Origin of the sequence: Salinicoccus albus DSM 19776 (assembly GCF_000385175.1) — a bacterium.
GTDB classification, from domain to species: Bacteria; Bacillota; Bacilli; order Staphylococcales; family Salinicoccaceae; genus Salinicoccus; species Salinicoccus albus.
Window position 1 is genome coordinate 142,543 of record NZ_ARQJ01000026.1, and the last position, 13,971, is coordinate 156,513.

At 46.1% G+C, this 13,971-nt stretch carries 14 protein-coding genes and 1 pseudogene; 3 read left to right on the forward strand and 12 right to left on the reverse strand.

The features are described from left to right. Positions 1–145: 145 nt before the first annotated feature. The gene (locus G343_RS0106650) at positions 146–1,009 is read left to right on the forward strand and encodes a MurR/RpiR family transcriptional regulator (protein ID WP_020007346.1); all 864 of its coding nucleotides are present in this window, start codon (positions 146–148) and stop codon (positions 1,007–1,009) included. Then, positions 966–1,176 (forward strand): annotated as a pseudogene (murQ, locus tag G343_RS15740) (N-acetylmuramic acid 6-phosphate etherase); the annotation flags it as partial. The gene G343_RS0106650 and the pseudogene murQ, both read left to right, overlap by 44 nt. A gap of 164 nt (positions 1,177–1,340) precedes the next feature. Here murQ and G343_RS0106660 read toward each other — a convergent pair. The 12 genes from G343_RS0106660 to G343_RS0106710 all read right to left on the reverse strand — a co-directional run bounded on the left by G343_RS0106660 (position 1,341) and on the right by G343_RS0106710 (position 12,139). Further along, positions 1,341–2,117: a 2-keto-4-pentenoate hydratase gene (locus tag G343_RS0106660; RefSeq protein WP_020007348.1), complete on the reverse strand. Its 777-nt coding sequence runs from the start codon at positions 2,115–2,117 to the stop codon at positions 1,341–1,343. 15 nt (positions 2,118–2,132) lie between these two features. Beyond that, complete coding sequence (locus tag G343_RS14790) at positions 2,133–2,606, reverse strand: hypothetical protein (RefSeq protein ID WP_156823583.1); 474 nt, start codon at positions 2,604–2,606, stop codon at positions 2,133–2,135. Next, complete coding sequence (locus G343_RS14975; RefSeq protein WP_020007350.1) at positions 2,513–3,010, reverse strand: XylR N-terminal domain-containing protein; 498 nt, start codon at positions 3,008–3,010, stop codon at positions 2,513–2,515. Before G343_RS14975 ends, G343_RS14790 begins: the two co-directional genes overlap by 94 nt. A 76-nt stretch (positions 3,011–3,086) precedes the next feature. Continuing rightward, the gene (gene dmpG, locus G343_RS0106670) at positions 3,087–4,109 is read right to left on the reverse strand and encodes a 4-hydroxy-2-oxovalerate aldolase (protein WP_020007351.1); all 1,023 of its coding nucleotides are present in this window, start codon (positions 4,107–4,109) and stop codon (positions 3,087–3,089) included. Further along, the gene (locus tag G343_RS0106675) at positions 4,109–5,008 is read right to left on the reverse strand and encodes an acetaldehyde dehydrogenase (acetylating) (protein WP_020007352.1); all 900 of its coding nucleotides are present in this window, start codon (positions 5,006–5,008) and stop codon (positions 4,109–4,111) included. Before G343_RS0106675 ends, dmpG begins: the two co-directional genes overlap by 1 nt. Before the next feature lie 14 nt (positions 5,009–5,022). After that, entirely contained in the window at positions 5,023–5,667 is a 645-nt protein-coding gene (locus tag G343_RS0106680) for a GntR family transcriptional regulator (RefSeq protein ID WP_020007353.1), read from the reverse strand. Positions 5,668–5,816: 149 nt separating this feature from the next. Next, on the reverse strand, positions 5,817–6,722 hold the full coding sequence (locus G343_RS0106685; RefSeq protein ID WP_020007354.1) for an AEC family transporter: 906 nt from the start codon (positions 6,720–6,722) through the stop codon (positions 5,817–5,819). A 124-nt stretch (positions 6,723–6,846) separates the two neighbouring features. After that, positions 6,847–8,262 (reverse strand): anthrax toxin lethal factor-related metalloendopeptidase, encoded by a 1,416-nt coding sequence (locus G343_RS0106690; protein ID WP_020007355.1) that lies wholly within the window; start codon positions 8,260–8,262, stop codon positions 6,847–6,849. 167 nt (positions 8,263–8,429) lie between these two features. Next, entirely contained in the window at positions 8,430–9,422 is a 993-nt protein-coding gene (locus G343_RS0106695; RefSeq protein ID WP_020007356.1) for a FecCD family ABC transporter permease, read from the reverse strand. Further along, entirely contained in the window at positions 9,415–10,386 is a 972-nt protein-coding gene (locus tag G343_RS0106700; protein ID WP_020007357.1) for a FecCD family ABC transporter permease, read from the reverse strand. The genes G343_RS0106695 and G343_RS0106700 overlap by 8 nt, the downstream gene beginning before the upstream one ends. Beyond that, positions 10,376–11,191, reverse strand: coding sequence for an ABC transporter ATP-binding protein (locus G343_RS0106705; RefSeq protein WP_020007358.1), 816 nt, complete (start codon positions 11,189–11,191; stop codon positions 10,376–10,378). Before G343_RS0106705 ends, G343_RS0106700 begins: the two co-directional genes overlap by 11 nt. Before the next feature lie 18 nt (positions 11,192–11,209). Further along, positions 11,210–12,139 carry an ABC transporter substrate-binding protein gene (locus tag G343_RS0106710; RefSeq protein ID WP_020007359.1) on the reverse strand — a complete coding sequence of 310 codons (930 nt, stop codon included), beginning with the start codon at positions 12,137–12,139 and terminating at the stop codon, positions 11,210–11,212. Positions 12,140–12,272: 133 nt separating this feature from the next. On the opposite strand from G343_RS0106710, the gene G343_RS0106715 reads away from it, so the two are divergent. Beyond that, positions 12,273–13,286 (forward strand): NAD(P)/FAD-dependent oxidoreductase, encoded by a 1,014-nt coding sequence (locus G343_RS0106715; protein ID WP_020007360.1) that lies wholly within the window; start codon positions 12,273–12,275, stop codon positions 13,284–13,286. Positions 13,287–13,971 lie beyond the last annotated feature (685 nt).

Here is a 13,971-nt window from a genome sequence, read left to right on the forward strand (position 1 = left end):
ACCTTATATTGTATTATTTTTCTGCTCACTCCCTTCCGCAAAATTTGAAACTCGATACCGATTTACATTAAAATATTGATTTTTATACCATGAGATATACCATTATATTGAAATCGCTAACTTATATAGTCTGGAGGTGTTCATAGTGGAAGGTATCCTTTATAAAGTAAGAGAATCGCTTAACTATGTGAAACCATCAGAAGGGGCTGTCGGGGCGTATATTTTAAATCATCCGCAAAAAGCAGTCACAATGACTGTCAAACAGCTGGCGGACGCCAGTTATGCCAGTCCTTCTGCAGTTATGCGTTACAGTCATACACTGGGCTACAACGGATTTAAAGATTTCAAACTGAAACTATCCGGAGACCTGGCGGTGATCAGCTTACACAACTTGGAACAAGAAACATTATCCGCCGACGACTCTGTCGATAAAATGATGTCTGTCATCACCCAAACCAATATCCAATCATTGTACAGTTCACTGCAATTAATACAAAAAGACCAATTTGCAGCAGCATATAAATACTTGATTAAAGCCAAGAAAATTGACTTTTATGGGGTGGGTTCCAGTTTTTTGATCGCTTATGACGCGATTCAAAAATTCATGCGCATTAATAAGACCTGCACAGCTTACAGTGACTTTCATATGCAAAAAGTATCCGCTGTCAATCTGGATAGTGATGATGTTGCAGTTGCCATTTCGTATTCAGGTGAAACCCGTCAAATTATTGACTGTGTGAAAATTGCACAGTCCAAAGGGACAAAAGTGATCGCGATTACGAAATATGCAGATACTCATTTGAGCAGCATCGCAGATGTCGTATTATTTGTTGCCGCCCAGGAAGATGAATTCCGGAGTGCTGCCATGTCATCAAGAATTGCTTCGTTAAATGTGGTCGACATGCTTTATACGGCGTGCGCATATGAAGATTACGACAGTTCTTTAGCCCATTTAAACCAAACGTATGAAATCATACAACAAAACGACAAAGATAACCGAAGACCGTAATGATAAGACCATGAATTTGAATGAAATGAGTACCCGGAACATTGAACGAAGAGGATAAAACTGTACCGCATGCCGCAGATAAAGAAATCGACCAAATCGAAAAAGCGGCTTCATCCGTGATAGATTCATTTACCAGAGGCGGCAGGCTTATTTACATTGGAGGGGGCCCAATACGGTGGATACTATATTGATCTTTTCATCTAACTTATATTTTGCAGCTTTTTTAGGCATCAAAAATCTCCCTTTGCAGGGGCCAGAGAATTTTATCATTCTCTGGCCCCTGCAAAGGGAGCATATCAGTTCGGCGGGGGAGCTATTATGCTTATGATTGCTATGAAAATGAGATCTCCACTTCTCCCAATCCGTCAAACATGGCTTTAAACTGATCGCCGCTGCTGACATCCACAGCTTTCGTCAGGGCTCCGGCCAGGACGACTTCGCCGGCTTTGAGGGTAATGTCGTATTGTGCCAACTCTCTGGCCAGCCAGACGACGGCTTCAAGTGGGTTCCCCAGTACTGCTGAACCGTACCCTTCATCGAGCCGCTCCCCGTTTTTGAAGACCTCCATCTTCACCGACGGCAAGTCGATATTCCCCAGTTTCACATGCTGTTTGCCGATGACCGCTCCGGCGGAAGAGCCATTATCTGACACTGTGTCTTCAAATTTGATCTTCCAGTCCTTAATGCGGCTGTCGATCAGCTCAGCGGCAGGAATTACATAATCGATAGCATCTTTCACTGTTTCAAGCGTCACATTTTTACCGTCAATATTTTCTTTCAGGATAAAAGCAATCTCAAACTCCACTCTCGGGGCAATGTAGTTTGAAGTATCAATGGCTTCTGTTTCACTGAAAATCATGTCATCAAAGATATGCCCGTAGTCCGGGCGGTCCACGCCGAGCATGTCCTGCATAGCTTTGCTCGTCAGGCCGATCTTCTTTCCTTTAATCTTTGCCCCGTCCGCGACTCTTTTATCCACATACTGGAGTTGCGCAGCATAGGCCTCATCAACGGTAAGACCAGGAAATTCCTCGGTAAACGGAGCAATCGCATGTCTATTTTTCTCTGCATGATAAATTTCAAGTCCCAGTTCTTTTACATTTAGCATTTTTGTCATCGCCTCCTATTGTGCAGCCATTTGGTAGAAAGAATGGGACGCGATCCGTTTCTCCCATGTAATGGCAATGTCAAGCTGGTCTATCTCATTCAGTAAGCACTGCTTCTGCTTCGTGAATGAGATTTTATGTGCATCCTGATCCACATAAATCTGGGTGCGGTGCCGTTTGCTGCCTGTATCAATCAAACAATCATATATGCCATCCCGGGGCAGCAGGTAATGTTCCTTAAGGCACAGACGTCCGTTTGAAACCGTTGCCCGGGTAGTATATTTTCTGCCGAGAAGCTGTCTGACTTCCGACACCCTGCCCGCTATAATGGCCGCCCGGATACGGGTCGAACTGATTTTCTTTTTCTGATAATCGACCTTCGCCACTTTGGAGACACCTAACTGATGTCCGGCATCTGCTGCCAGCCGGTCAATGGTTTGTTGAAGATTGTAGACATGAAACCGCTTGAGTAGCCTGCCAATGTATGACATACCGGGGTCTCCGAATATCCAAAATGATTCAAATGCTGCTCGACTTCATAGGAGTCAAACCATTCTCCTCTGCCGGTCAATGTTTTGAGGGATCCATCTTCATTGTATTCGATGTCGCATCTGTGATCGACGCCTCCGATGTGCCCGGAAGCAATATGTTTAATCGGTCCGTCGATGACCAGCTGTTCCAAAGAATCATATGCTTTCAGCAGTTCCTTGCCGTCAGACCGTCCCATTTCCCATCCGAATTGAAATAAAAAGCTATCCATTCTGTCAATTCCAATGTGTTTGGCCACCTGTGATCTTAATATTCCCATCGAATTAGCCGTTGATATTATTTTGCGCTCATGGCCTGTTACCTCATGCTCTCCGAGCGTCTTATCTTCCACTGTCACTTTAACCATATACACACCTCATTTATAATCTCGGTAAATAAGCTCAAGACTGTATGTCTTGAGCTTATTAATTATTATAACTTATTTATGAATGTACTTTCTTTTCTTGTGCCAGATCCTGTGCCACACCGATGATCCAGTCTTCCTGACCGCCGACTGCCCCCATTTCAGCAATCCGGGTCAATATATCCCTGGCATCTACGCCGTACTCTTTGCCGGCTCTTTCAGCGAAGAGCAGGAAACTCGAATACACACCGGTATAGCCGAGGGTCAGTGACAGCCGGTCAATCTGTACCGGTCGTTCCATCATCGGTTTCATGACATTTTCAGCGGCATCCATTGTTTTGTATAGATCCAGATTGTGTTCGATACCCATCCGGTTCATCACTGCCGCCAGCTGTTCAGTGGCTGTGTTGCCGGCTCCGGCGCCCATACCGGCCAGGCTTGCATCGATGCGCTGTGCCCCTGTTTCAATGGCGGCAATTGAATTTGCCACACCGAGGGACAGATTATTATGCCCATGGAAACCGATGGTTGTACTGTCACTGAGATGCTCTTTAAAGAGTGCAATCCGTGCTCTGGTATCGTCCATGGTCAATGCGCCTGCGGAGTCCACCACATAGATCGTCTGCGCGCCGTAGGCTTCCATTTTCTTCGCCTCTTCCAACAGATTCTCCGGCGTCGTGCGATGGGACATCATCAGAAATCCGACAGTATCCATGCCGAGGGCAGCCGCTTTACCGATATGCTGTTCGGAGACATCGGCTTCTGTACAATGTGTCGCCACCCGTGCAACCTGCGCCCCAAAACCATGTGCGCGCTCTAAATCTTCGATGACACCAATTCCGGGCAGAAGCAATACGGCGATTTTCGCATGATCTGCATTTTCAACCGCAGTTTTTATAATCGTCTCCTCGTCCTCTTTGGAAAAACCATACTGAATCGAACTGCCTCCGAGGCCGTCACCATGGGTCGCTTCGATAATATCCGAGCCGGAACTGTCAATAAGCCGAGTGAGCTCCGCAATCTGTTCCCTCGAATACTGATGCCGGATCGCATGCATTCCATCGCGCAGTGTTACATCATTGATAATTATTTTCTGACTCATTATTTTGCCACTCCTTTGCTGGCGAGACTTTTCGCAATCACTTCACCAGTTCTGACAGCTGCAGAAGTGATAATGTCCAGGTTCCCGGCATATTCCGGCAGGAAATCTCCATTGCCTTCCACTTCGACTGAAATGGTGACAACGTTCCCTTTGATGACTGGGGAAGCTTTATACCGGTAACCCGGTACGTAACCCTGCACAGTTGTTAGCATCTGGTCCAGTGACTGCATGATCTCTTCACTTTTAGACTCAGCATCTCCCGCAGTCTGCACGTGGATTGTATTTCTCATCAGAATTGGCGGATCTGCCGGATTCAGTGTAATGATCGCTTTGGAATCCCTGGCACCGCCGACTTCCTTGATGGCTGCGGCCGTCGTTTCAGTGAATTCATCAATATTCTGTCTCGTCCCCGGACCGGCACTCTGGCTGGAAATCGATGCCACAATCTCCGCATAGTCCACATCGAGGACTTTGGAGACTGCATGGACCATCGGAATCGTTGCCTGCCCGCCGCACGTCACCATATTGACATTATCCATGTGCGGAATTTCTTCTTCCCGCAGGTTAACGGCCGGTACCAGGAACGGGCCGATAGCAGCGGGTGTCAAGTCCACCGCTTTCATCCCAAGTGATTTGAGGACAGGTGCATTGTGCATATGTGCTTTGGCAGAAGTCGCTTCATACACCACATCCGCCAGCTCAGGATTTTCCTTCAAGCCTTCAATACCGTTTGAAATGGCAGTCAAACCGTACGCTTCCGCCCTTTTTAAACCTTTCGATTCAGGATCGATACCAATCAGCGCAGTCACTTCCAGGTGCTCGCTCCTGAGTAGTTTCATCATTAGATCGGTTCCGATATTCCCGGAGCCGATAATGGCACATTTTATCTTTTCGCTCATCTCAATCTCCCTCTCTAAATTAATTTTTTCCCTCTGCAACAATGGTCACAGGCTTCTGATAAATGCGTTTTCAATAAATTTTGCGCCGCTTCTACGTTCCCTTCATCAAGCGTTTTCACAATCTCAATATGTTGATTGATAATTTCCGGCTGATTGGTAAATGTCACTTCACTCGTAATGTCTATCAGCGTCCTAAAAATGTCCCGCTGGGCAGACCATAGCAGGCGCAGGCTTTTGTTGCCTGACATTTTAACCAGCTGGTGATGAAAGGCAAGATCCGTTTCAACATCCCGTTGTTCATAATAATCCGCTTCTTCCATCTGCTTGATAAAGTGCAGTAATTTTTCCCTGGCTTCAGAGTAAGATGCTTCAGTAATCTGGCTGAGTGCGTGATTCTCCAATAATATCCGGGTGTCATATAAGTTGCGTATATCCTCCAATTCGAAACCGACGACTGCGTTTCTGCCATTTGAGAATTTCTCGATCAGATTTTCAGATGATAACTTACTGATCGCTTCCCTGACAGGCCCTCTGCTGACACCCAGTTCCTTTGACACTGATGTTTCAACCAGCGGCTCCCCTTCCTGATATCTGCCAAGGATGATCTCCTTACGTAAATGATCAACGACCTGCGTAGAAATATTCCGATTAATTATCATATGAATCCCGCACCTTATAAATTTTCTGAAATGTTAACAATTAACATATTGATACTCTATAATAGACCTGTTTGATTGTCAAGTTATTTTCTGAAATTTCTTTATTGTTAACAAAGACATAGAAAAAAGCCGAGTGTATTTGCCCGGCTTTAAATCCCTATCAAATATAAACATATCGGTATGGTAATCAGACTGATCAGCGTGGTGATGAGTGTTGAGAAAGAAACCACATTCGGTTTCACATTAAACTGAACTGCAAGCATGGTGGAATTCGCTGCAATCGGCATCGCATTCAGAATAACGAATACCATTTTCATCGTTTCATCCACCGGCATGAACAGGACGAGGACCATCGCGACAATCGGTGAGATGAGCATGCGTATAATTGTCACGTTAGTGATGTCTTTCAGATCAAATTTTTCTTTTGTAATCTGTGCCAGCTGCATGCCCAATATCAACATGACGACCGGAATGGCCGCATTCCCTGTCATATTCAGAATATCCATCAGCTTTTCATCTATCTGTACATTCGAAACCTGGAAGATCACGCCGAAAATGGCACCGTAAATGACAGGCACCCTGAATATGCTGATGATGGCATCTTTCACTGAAATTACTGCCCCGTTCCCATATGAAGCGATGAATATCCCCACCGTACTGATGATGAAGCCATGCAGCACCATCAGCACGATGGCGTAGTCAAATGCCGTTGCCCCCAGCGCAAATAAGACGACCGGTGAACCGTAATTGCCGCTGTTGGGAAAAAGTGTCCCGAGCATCATGGCCGAGACATCCTCTTTGGACGACTTCATAAAATATCCAAAAATGATGGTGATGACTGCAAGTATCACTGTAATGATCAGCGAGTACACGAACAGATACAGATAATCTATCGTCATTTCATTATTATAGAATGTGTTGAATGTCAGTATCGGCAGCAATATGTATAAAGACATCGCCGATATGGACTTAATATCCATATGAAGCATTTTTTGTGCGACATATCCGGTCGCAAAAACCAGAAATACCGGTAAAATAATCATCAATAGTTCCAAGCGGTTCAACTTCCTTCGGTAAAGATTTAGATGATTCCCATTCATTCCATGATAGGATACATTTTACGATAAAGGTATCTATATGCAAAAAGAAGCCTGAGTGACTCAGGCTCCCCATTCAGTATTATTTCCTTCTCGACCAGATGATGAATCCAGAAACAATGGCAAGGATTAGCAGTATGACCCCCGCAAAAATCATCACCATGTTAAGCCCTGAGTCAGCCTGCTGACTTTCTTCATCGGTATCGACGGACTCAGCAGATTGTTCTGTTTCCTCCGCTGTCGGTTCTTCGGTCGTCTCTTCCTCGGTACTCTCCTCTGTTGGTTCTTCAGTCGCTGCTTCTTCAGTGCTTTCCTCTGTCACTTCTTCTGTAGTTTCTTCCCCAGAGGATTCTTCCGTTTGATTTTCAGCGACATTGGCTTCTTCATCGTTGTTTTCCACAGCAGACTGAAGTGCTTCGGCAGCTTCATCTACTTCTTCCTGGGAACTTTCTTCATTGTTCAACACTTCATTGGCATTGTCCAGTGCCTGCTCAGTTTCCGGCGAACGTTCTGCTTCACTGAGATTTTCGGCTTCTGAAATTGCCGTTTCCAGCGGTTCAAGTTCTGTATCCTGTGCATCATCCGTTGCCTGTGTAGTCATCGATCTAAAGTAGGTTGTCAGAAGCGGGTCGCCATTCGAATCCAGCGCCCTGACATAATAATCATAGTTTGTCGAACTATCCAGGTCTTCATCTTCATAGCTTGTTTTTGTTGTCGTATCAATGCGTTCATCATTGCGATAGATTTCATATTGCTCTGCATTTTCCAGTCCGTCCCATGAAAACTCTGCAGTGTTACCGGTGACATTATCAATCGTCACGAGTCTGTTATGGAAAGTGCTGATAAAGTGATAGGTCTCCGGCGCACGGTCAGCCAGTTTTTGACGCTGCTCACCACCCAGGTAGTACATTGCGAAAACTTCAGCAAAATATTCACTTGGGGTATCAAAATATTCCGGCACATTATGATCACTGAATAGCGCATTTTTCTCACTAGCCATCAGTTCCTGGAAATATGCCGAATCGCTGACTGTGAAGCCGGCAGCATAACTATCCACTGCGTGAGCAAATTCATGCAGTTCGAGATTGATTGTTGAATGGCCATTCCCGGGTTCACTGTAACCGATTCTTGCAGCTGTCGTATATCCGCCGGCCCCGGGGACATCCTCCCAGGTTCTGCCGGTGTTCTCCCAGCCTCTGGGCGTCACCCCTGCCAGATGCTCAAATTCCTGCAGCTGAGTCAGAGGCATATCCATCAGCACAATTTGAACCCCTGCACGGTCAGTGTGATTTAAAATGCGATCATCGATGTTATCCAGTCTGTTGATCATTGCCTGAGCTTCCTGCTGGTCATAGCTGTTATCATTATCACGTATTTCAATCATGCGGTCCAAGCTGGCAGTATTGGCAGAAACGTCATCAGTATTAAATACCATCAAGAAAGTGATGATCATGAAAAATGCTGCAAAGCTGAATTTTCCAATGGTCTTAATAGTCAAGACCTCCCCCCTCCTTTCTACTCTTATGCGTTAATGATCTCTTCCCTGATTCAAGTGTTTGTATGCTGGAAAATAAATTTCCTAAGAATAAACTTAATTGCAACTTACACCCATTCAATCGATAAAGTCAATTGAAACGGGCAGGTTTTTTCTGAGTCCGCTTTAGTTTAGACCCTGCCTGTTTTAAACAGCAGCCTCAGGAAGTAAGGCCCGCCAATCAGCGATACAACAATACCCGCGGGGATGACCATTGGCGCCATTATCAGCTTGCCGATCAGATCTGCACCTGTGAGGAGAAGCGAGCCGATCAGGATGCTTGAGAAAAAGAGCAGTTTCATATTCTGACCGAACATCAGCCTTGAAATATGCGGTGCGATCAAACCGATAAAACTGATGGCGCCGCACACGCTGACTGCCAGACTGGAGAGCATTGCAGAAAGGACAATCAGGATGATTTTTTCTTTATTGACATTCATGCCAAAACCCGTCAGCATTTCATCATCCAGGTTCAGCATGCTCATCTCCCGTATTCTGAAAAAGACAAATGCCATGATCAGGAGGATATAAGGTACAGAGATCCAGACGAACGGCCATGTGTCGCCCCATATATTACCGGCGAAATATCGGTTCAGCATTTCCATCTGTGTGTCATCAAACATTGAGGTGAACACGTACACAAATCCCGTCACCCCCATCGCTGTCGCAATACCGATCAGGATGAAAATATTACTTTTGAATGCCCCGCCGGCGAATGACAGAGCGAATATGAGCAGAACGATCAACAGCCCCCCGATGAAACTCATGAGCGGGAGCATATATAATTGCTGATCCATGGAACCGCTGATAAACGTGATGAACAGTACAACACCAAAGCCGCTGCCTGCATTTACCCCGATAATCCCCGGATCGGCCAGTGCGTTCTTTGATACAGCTTGCAGTATTAGCCCGCTGATCGCGAGCGCCGCCCCGCAGATGAGCGTAATCAGCAGCCGGGGCATTCTGAATTCAAACATTACAAGCTGTACGTCCTGGCCGGCCTGAGCGGTGAGCAGGCTTAAAAGGTCATTGAAACTGAGACTGAAAGTACCCGTCACCAATGTGGTGATGATCACAGCAGCAAGCAGCAGAATCACGATGGTAAATTTCCGCGTATTATGCATACTGTCCACCTCTCTTCTTGATGATGTAGATGAAGAAAGGCAGACCGATCATTGCGATGACTGCATTCACCGGCGTCTCGTTGAATATTCTTGCAAGCATATCTGATAATGCAAAAATGGTCGCCCCGAAGAGCCCGGAATATATTATTGTGAATCTGTGCATATTGCCGAATATCATTTTCACAATATGCGGCACGAGCAGTCCAAGGAATACTACGTTTCCGACCATCGAAACCGCAACACTCGCCAGCATGATAGCAATAATCAGAGTGAGCCATGAATAGAGCGCGCGGTTCTGACCCAGGGACAGAGCCATTTCATCTCCAAACAGCAGCACATCGAGTTCTTTAGCCATCAAGTACAGTCCTGTGACCAGCAGGATGGCAACCGGCACCACAATAGCCAGGTTGCCCATGGACTGCCCGGCAACGCCGCCTGCGGTAAAGAATGCCACATACTGCCCCATATCGTTCGCCAATACCAAAAAATCCGTAATCGCATAGATGAATAAAGAGATACCCGCGCCGGCCAATATCAGATGCAGGGGAGACCTGTGACGGGTCACGCCCAGTATCACAAGTCCTACGGCCATACCCCCGATAAAACCGCTTACCATGATACCGGCAAATGATACCGCCGGAATAATGAGTGCCGCCAGTATGATTGCCAGATTGGCCCCAGCGTTTATCCCCAGAATGCTGGGCTCACTCAAGACATTATGGGTCACGGATTGCAGCACAAGCCCGGAGACACTGATCATGAAACCTGCGACAAGGGCAGCCAGCACTCTCGGCATGCGTATTTCATATAAAATCTGATGGGATTGCAGTGTCATATCCAGATTGAAGATGACATGCCAGATATCCGAAAAAGCATAACTGTCGGCCCCAAACATCATCGCAGCGATGAATGAAATAAAGACGCCCATCAGAATGACGGGCATCGGGTACCATCTACGATCCATATTTGACACCTTTGACGGTTTCACAGAACAGATCATAGTCCGCAAGAATGGGTTTATTTGTTATGGGATCAATGGAAATTTTTCCGTTTATGTTGAATACATCATTAAGAATACCATTGGTTAACACTTCATTTGGATGCCCGGTCGTGATGATTTCCCCCGCTTTCATGATGACGAGGTTATCCGAATATTTAATAGCATGATTGATATCATGGAGCACCATGACCACTGTCTGACGGGCATCGTCATTCAGCCTTTTAACAATATTCAACGTTTCCAGCTGATGGTGGATATCCAAAAACGTGGTCGGTTCATCAAGCAGGAGGACATCCGCTTCCTGTGCCAGCAGCAGGCTGATCCAGACGCGCTGCGCCTGACCGCCCGAAAGCTCACTCATCATACGTTCCTTGAATTCGACGGCCCCCGTTTCTTCCAGCGCCCACTCGATGATTTCATAATCCGCCGGTTTCAGACTCTGGAATCTCTTCAGATGCGGGTACCTGCTGAAACTGACCAGATCTTTCACCGGAATATCGTATTGAAGCCCGTTTCTCTGCGACAATATGCTGACTTTTTTGGCGACCTCTTTCGATTTCATCTGGCGGATATTCATGTCATTGATATACACACCGCCTTCTTTCGCTGAAATGATTCTTGAAATCGTTTTGAGCATCGTAGACTTGCCGCAGCCATTGGGGCCAATGATCGTCGTGACTTTCCCTTCCATCAGTTCCAGGTTTATATTATTCAATATTTTTCTTTCATTGAGTTCCACATCTATATCTTTTAGAGTAACATTCGTCATTTTCGACACCTGCCTGAATTATTTCGTCAATGCATCAACGATTATTTCTTTCTGATGTTCGAGTGAATATGGATCATTGTAGTAGAATGTCTGGGAATCAAACTCGGTGACCCGGTCGTTTTCCACCGCATCCAAGTTATTCCATACCGCCGTATCCCTATAAGCATTGTCCGCACCGCCGTCACCGGAACCGACAAACATATAGTCCCCGGCATATTCCTCTATCTCTTCTGCGGAGATACTCTCCCATCCGCTTTCTACAACCTCATCCTGTATTTTCTGAGGGACGCCGAGTCCGAGCCCCTGGTAAATGATTTCAGTGCCTCGGCCCCAGTTTGTACCGTAGACATAAATATCCTTGGCATACTGTTCAATCACACTGGCAGTTGCATCTTCTCCGACCGCCTGTTGAACCGTTTCCTTGTCTTCAGCAAGTTCAGCCTCCCAATCTTCTACCCATTGTCCGGCCTCTTCTTCCTTACCGACAATCCTTCCCAGTTCCTCATGGATATCCAGGTAATTCCAACTATTGTAATCCACAGGTATCGTCGGTGCAACCGCTTTTAATTTATCCAGATTTTCATCAGAAGCGAAAGTGATGATCAGATCCGGGTCAAGGTTCATCACCTGCTCCACATTACCGGGTTCCAACAATTCAACATCCTCAGTCATCGGGCCGAGCACCTCGCTGTTTTCAACATCATTTCCAACGCCGACAACATTTGCATCCAGCTGTTTCAGGTTGCCAAAATAACTGGTGGCCAGTACAACGATGCGCTGCGGATCCTCGGGAATTTCTATCTCTTCGCCTCCATCAGTGGTATAAGGCACCATATTCGATTCATCAGATCCCCCGCTGCCGGCTTCCTCCGTGGATATTTCTTCATTGCCACATGCAGAGACAACCAGTAAAATTGCGGCTGCCAATAATGTTATGTATTTTTTCATCCCATTTTCTCCTCTTAATAAAATAATTTTTTGAAAATCATCCGATATTCTCGATATCTTCGTTGATAATCATTCTCAATGCGTTTATAATATATCATAATAATTATATTTTCAATTGAAAAGAGGGACGGTCATGAGTATTTCCGATACGCTGATTATCGGCGGCGGACCCGCCGGGTTGTATGCCAGTTTTTACTCCGGATTAAGAGGACTGAATGTCGAACTCATCGAGCACCACCCGGAACTGGGGGGTAAGCTCAATATATATCCGGAAAAAATCGTCTGGGATATTGGCGGCGTACCGCCAGCAGCCGCAACAGATATAAAAGATGACATGGTAAGACAGGCTAAAACGTTCAATGCTAGAATGCATACATCGACAACTTGCGAAATGATCCATAAACATGAAAAGTATTTTGAAACGATCACGGATAACGGCATATTTTACAGTAAATCAATCATCATCGCTTCAGGCCGCGGAATTTTCACCCCTGTAAAATTGAATATTGAAGGCGCAGATAAGTTTGAAATGACTAATCTTCACTACACCGTAAAGAAATTCAGCCGGTTCAAAGACAGACATGTATTGATTTCAGGTGCAGGAAATTCCGCCATAGACTGGGCATCAGCACTGGCAGATATCGCAGCCTCCGTGACACTCATTTTCAGAAGCGATGAAATGCGGGGGCATGAGGCAATGGTCGAAGGTCTTTATAAGAAGGAAATCACGATTAAACCAGGAAAATGTATCGACCGGTTAATTGCCAATGAGCAGGAAAATGCGATTGAATACGTCTTTTTGGATGACGGCTCGCACGTGGCGGTCGATGACGTATTAGTCAGTCACGGCTATGATTCCAACTGCGGCTTTCTGGAAGCTATGGAAGCCGATTTCGATTTCAATGAACATCAGATGCTGAAAACAAACAATATCGTCGACACTCCCGTAGCAGGAATTTTCGCATGCGGTGATCAGGTCATCTACGATAATAAAGTAAAACTTATTGCCGGTTGTTTCACCGAAGCCGCCCAGGCCGCTAACCATGCCAAAGCCTTCATCACCCAGGAGCCCGTCACAGAAGGCATGGTATCTTCGCACAATGATATTTTCGCCGAGAAGAACGAAGCGCTGATGAAGGAAATGTGATCTTTCGGAGTCGAAGTGTTGCAGACTGCAGGCATAGTCATGATAAATGACGGGCCTGCAGTTTTTTAGTTGAAACGTTCATCCTCGATCAGGGATCGGGTATGTGCCAGGCACCCCGCTTATACTCGATCGGGAATCGAACACAAGAGAACCCCCCCGCTCATACTCGATCAGGAATCGAATACAAGAGAACGCCTCCGCTTATACTCGATTGGGGATCGAATACAAGAGAACGCCTCCGCTTATACTCGATCGGGGATCGAATACAAGAGAACGCCTCCGCTTATACTCGATCAGGGATCGAATACAAGAGAACGCCTCTGCTTATACTCGATCGGGGATCGAATACAAGAGAACGCCTCCGCTTATACTCGATTGGGGATCGGGTACAAGAGAACGCCTCCGCTTATACTCGATCAGGAATCGAATACAAGAGAACGCCACCGCTTATACTCGATCGGGAATCGAATACAAGAGAACGCCTCCGCTTATACTCGATCAGGAATCGAATACAAGAGAACGCCACCGCTTATACTCGATCGGGGATCGAATACAAGAGAACGCCTCTGCTTATACTCGATCGGGGATCGAACACAAGAGAACGCCTCCGCTCATACTCGATTGGGGATCGAATACAGGAGAACACCTCCGCTTATACTCGATTGGGGATCGAACACAAGAGAAC

What these genes read in the sequence shown, in the direction of transcription:
- G343_RS0106660 (WP_020007348.1), bottom strand. Translation starts at nt 2,117, where the DNA reads ATGCTAAATGTAAAAGAACTGGGACTTGAAATTTATCATGCAGAGAAA.
- G343_RS14790 (WP_156823583.1), bottom strand. Translation starts at nt 2,606, where the DNA reads ATGTCATACATTGGCAGGCTACTCAAGCGGTTTCATGTCTACAATCTT.
- G343_RS14975 (WP_020007350.1), bottom strand. Translation starts at nt 3,010, where the DNA reads ATGGTTAAAGTGACAGTGGAAGATAAGACGCTCGGAGAGCATGAGGTA.
- dmpG (WP_020007351.1), bottom strand. Translation starts at nt 4,109, where the DNA reads ATGAGTCAGAAAATAATTATCAATGATGTAACACTGCGCGATGGAATG.
- G343_RS0106675 (WP_020007352.1), bottom strand. Translation starts at nt 5,008, where the DNA reads ATGAGCGAAAAGATAAAATGTGCCATTATCGGCTCCGGGAATATCGGA.
- G343_RS0106680 (WP_020007353.1), bottom strand. Translation starts at nt 5,667, where the DNA reads ATGATAATTAATCGGAATATTTCTACGCAGGTCGTTGATCATTTACGT.
- G343_RS0106695 (WP_020007356.1), bottom strand. Translation starts at nt 9,422, where the DNA reads ATGCATAATACGCGGAAATTTACCATCGTGATTCTGCTGCTTGCTGCT.
- G343_RS0106700 (WP_020007357.1), bottom strand. Translation starts at nt 10,386, where the DNA reads ATGGATCGTAGATGGTACCCGATGCCCGTCATTCTGATGGGCGTCTTT.
- G343_RS0106705 (WP_020007358.1), bottom strand. Translation starts at nt 11,191, where the DNA reads ATGACGAATGTTACTCTAAAAGATATAGATGTGGAACTCAATGAAAGA.
- G343_RS0106710 (WP_020007359.1), bottom strand. Translation starts at nt 12,139, where the DNA reads ATGAAAAAATACATAACATTATTGGCAGCCGCAATTTTACTGGTTGTC.
- G343_RS0106715 (WP_020007360.1), top strand. Translation starts at nt 12,273, where the DNA reads ATGAGTATTTCCGATACGCTGATTATCGGCGGCGGACCCGCCGGGTTG.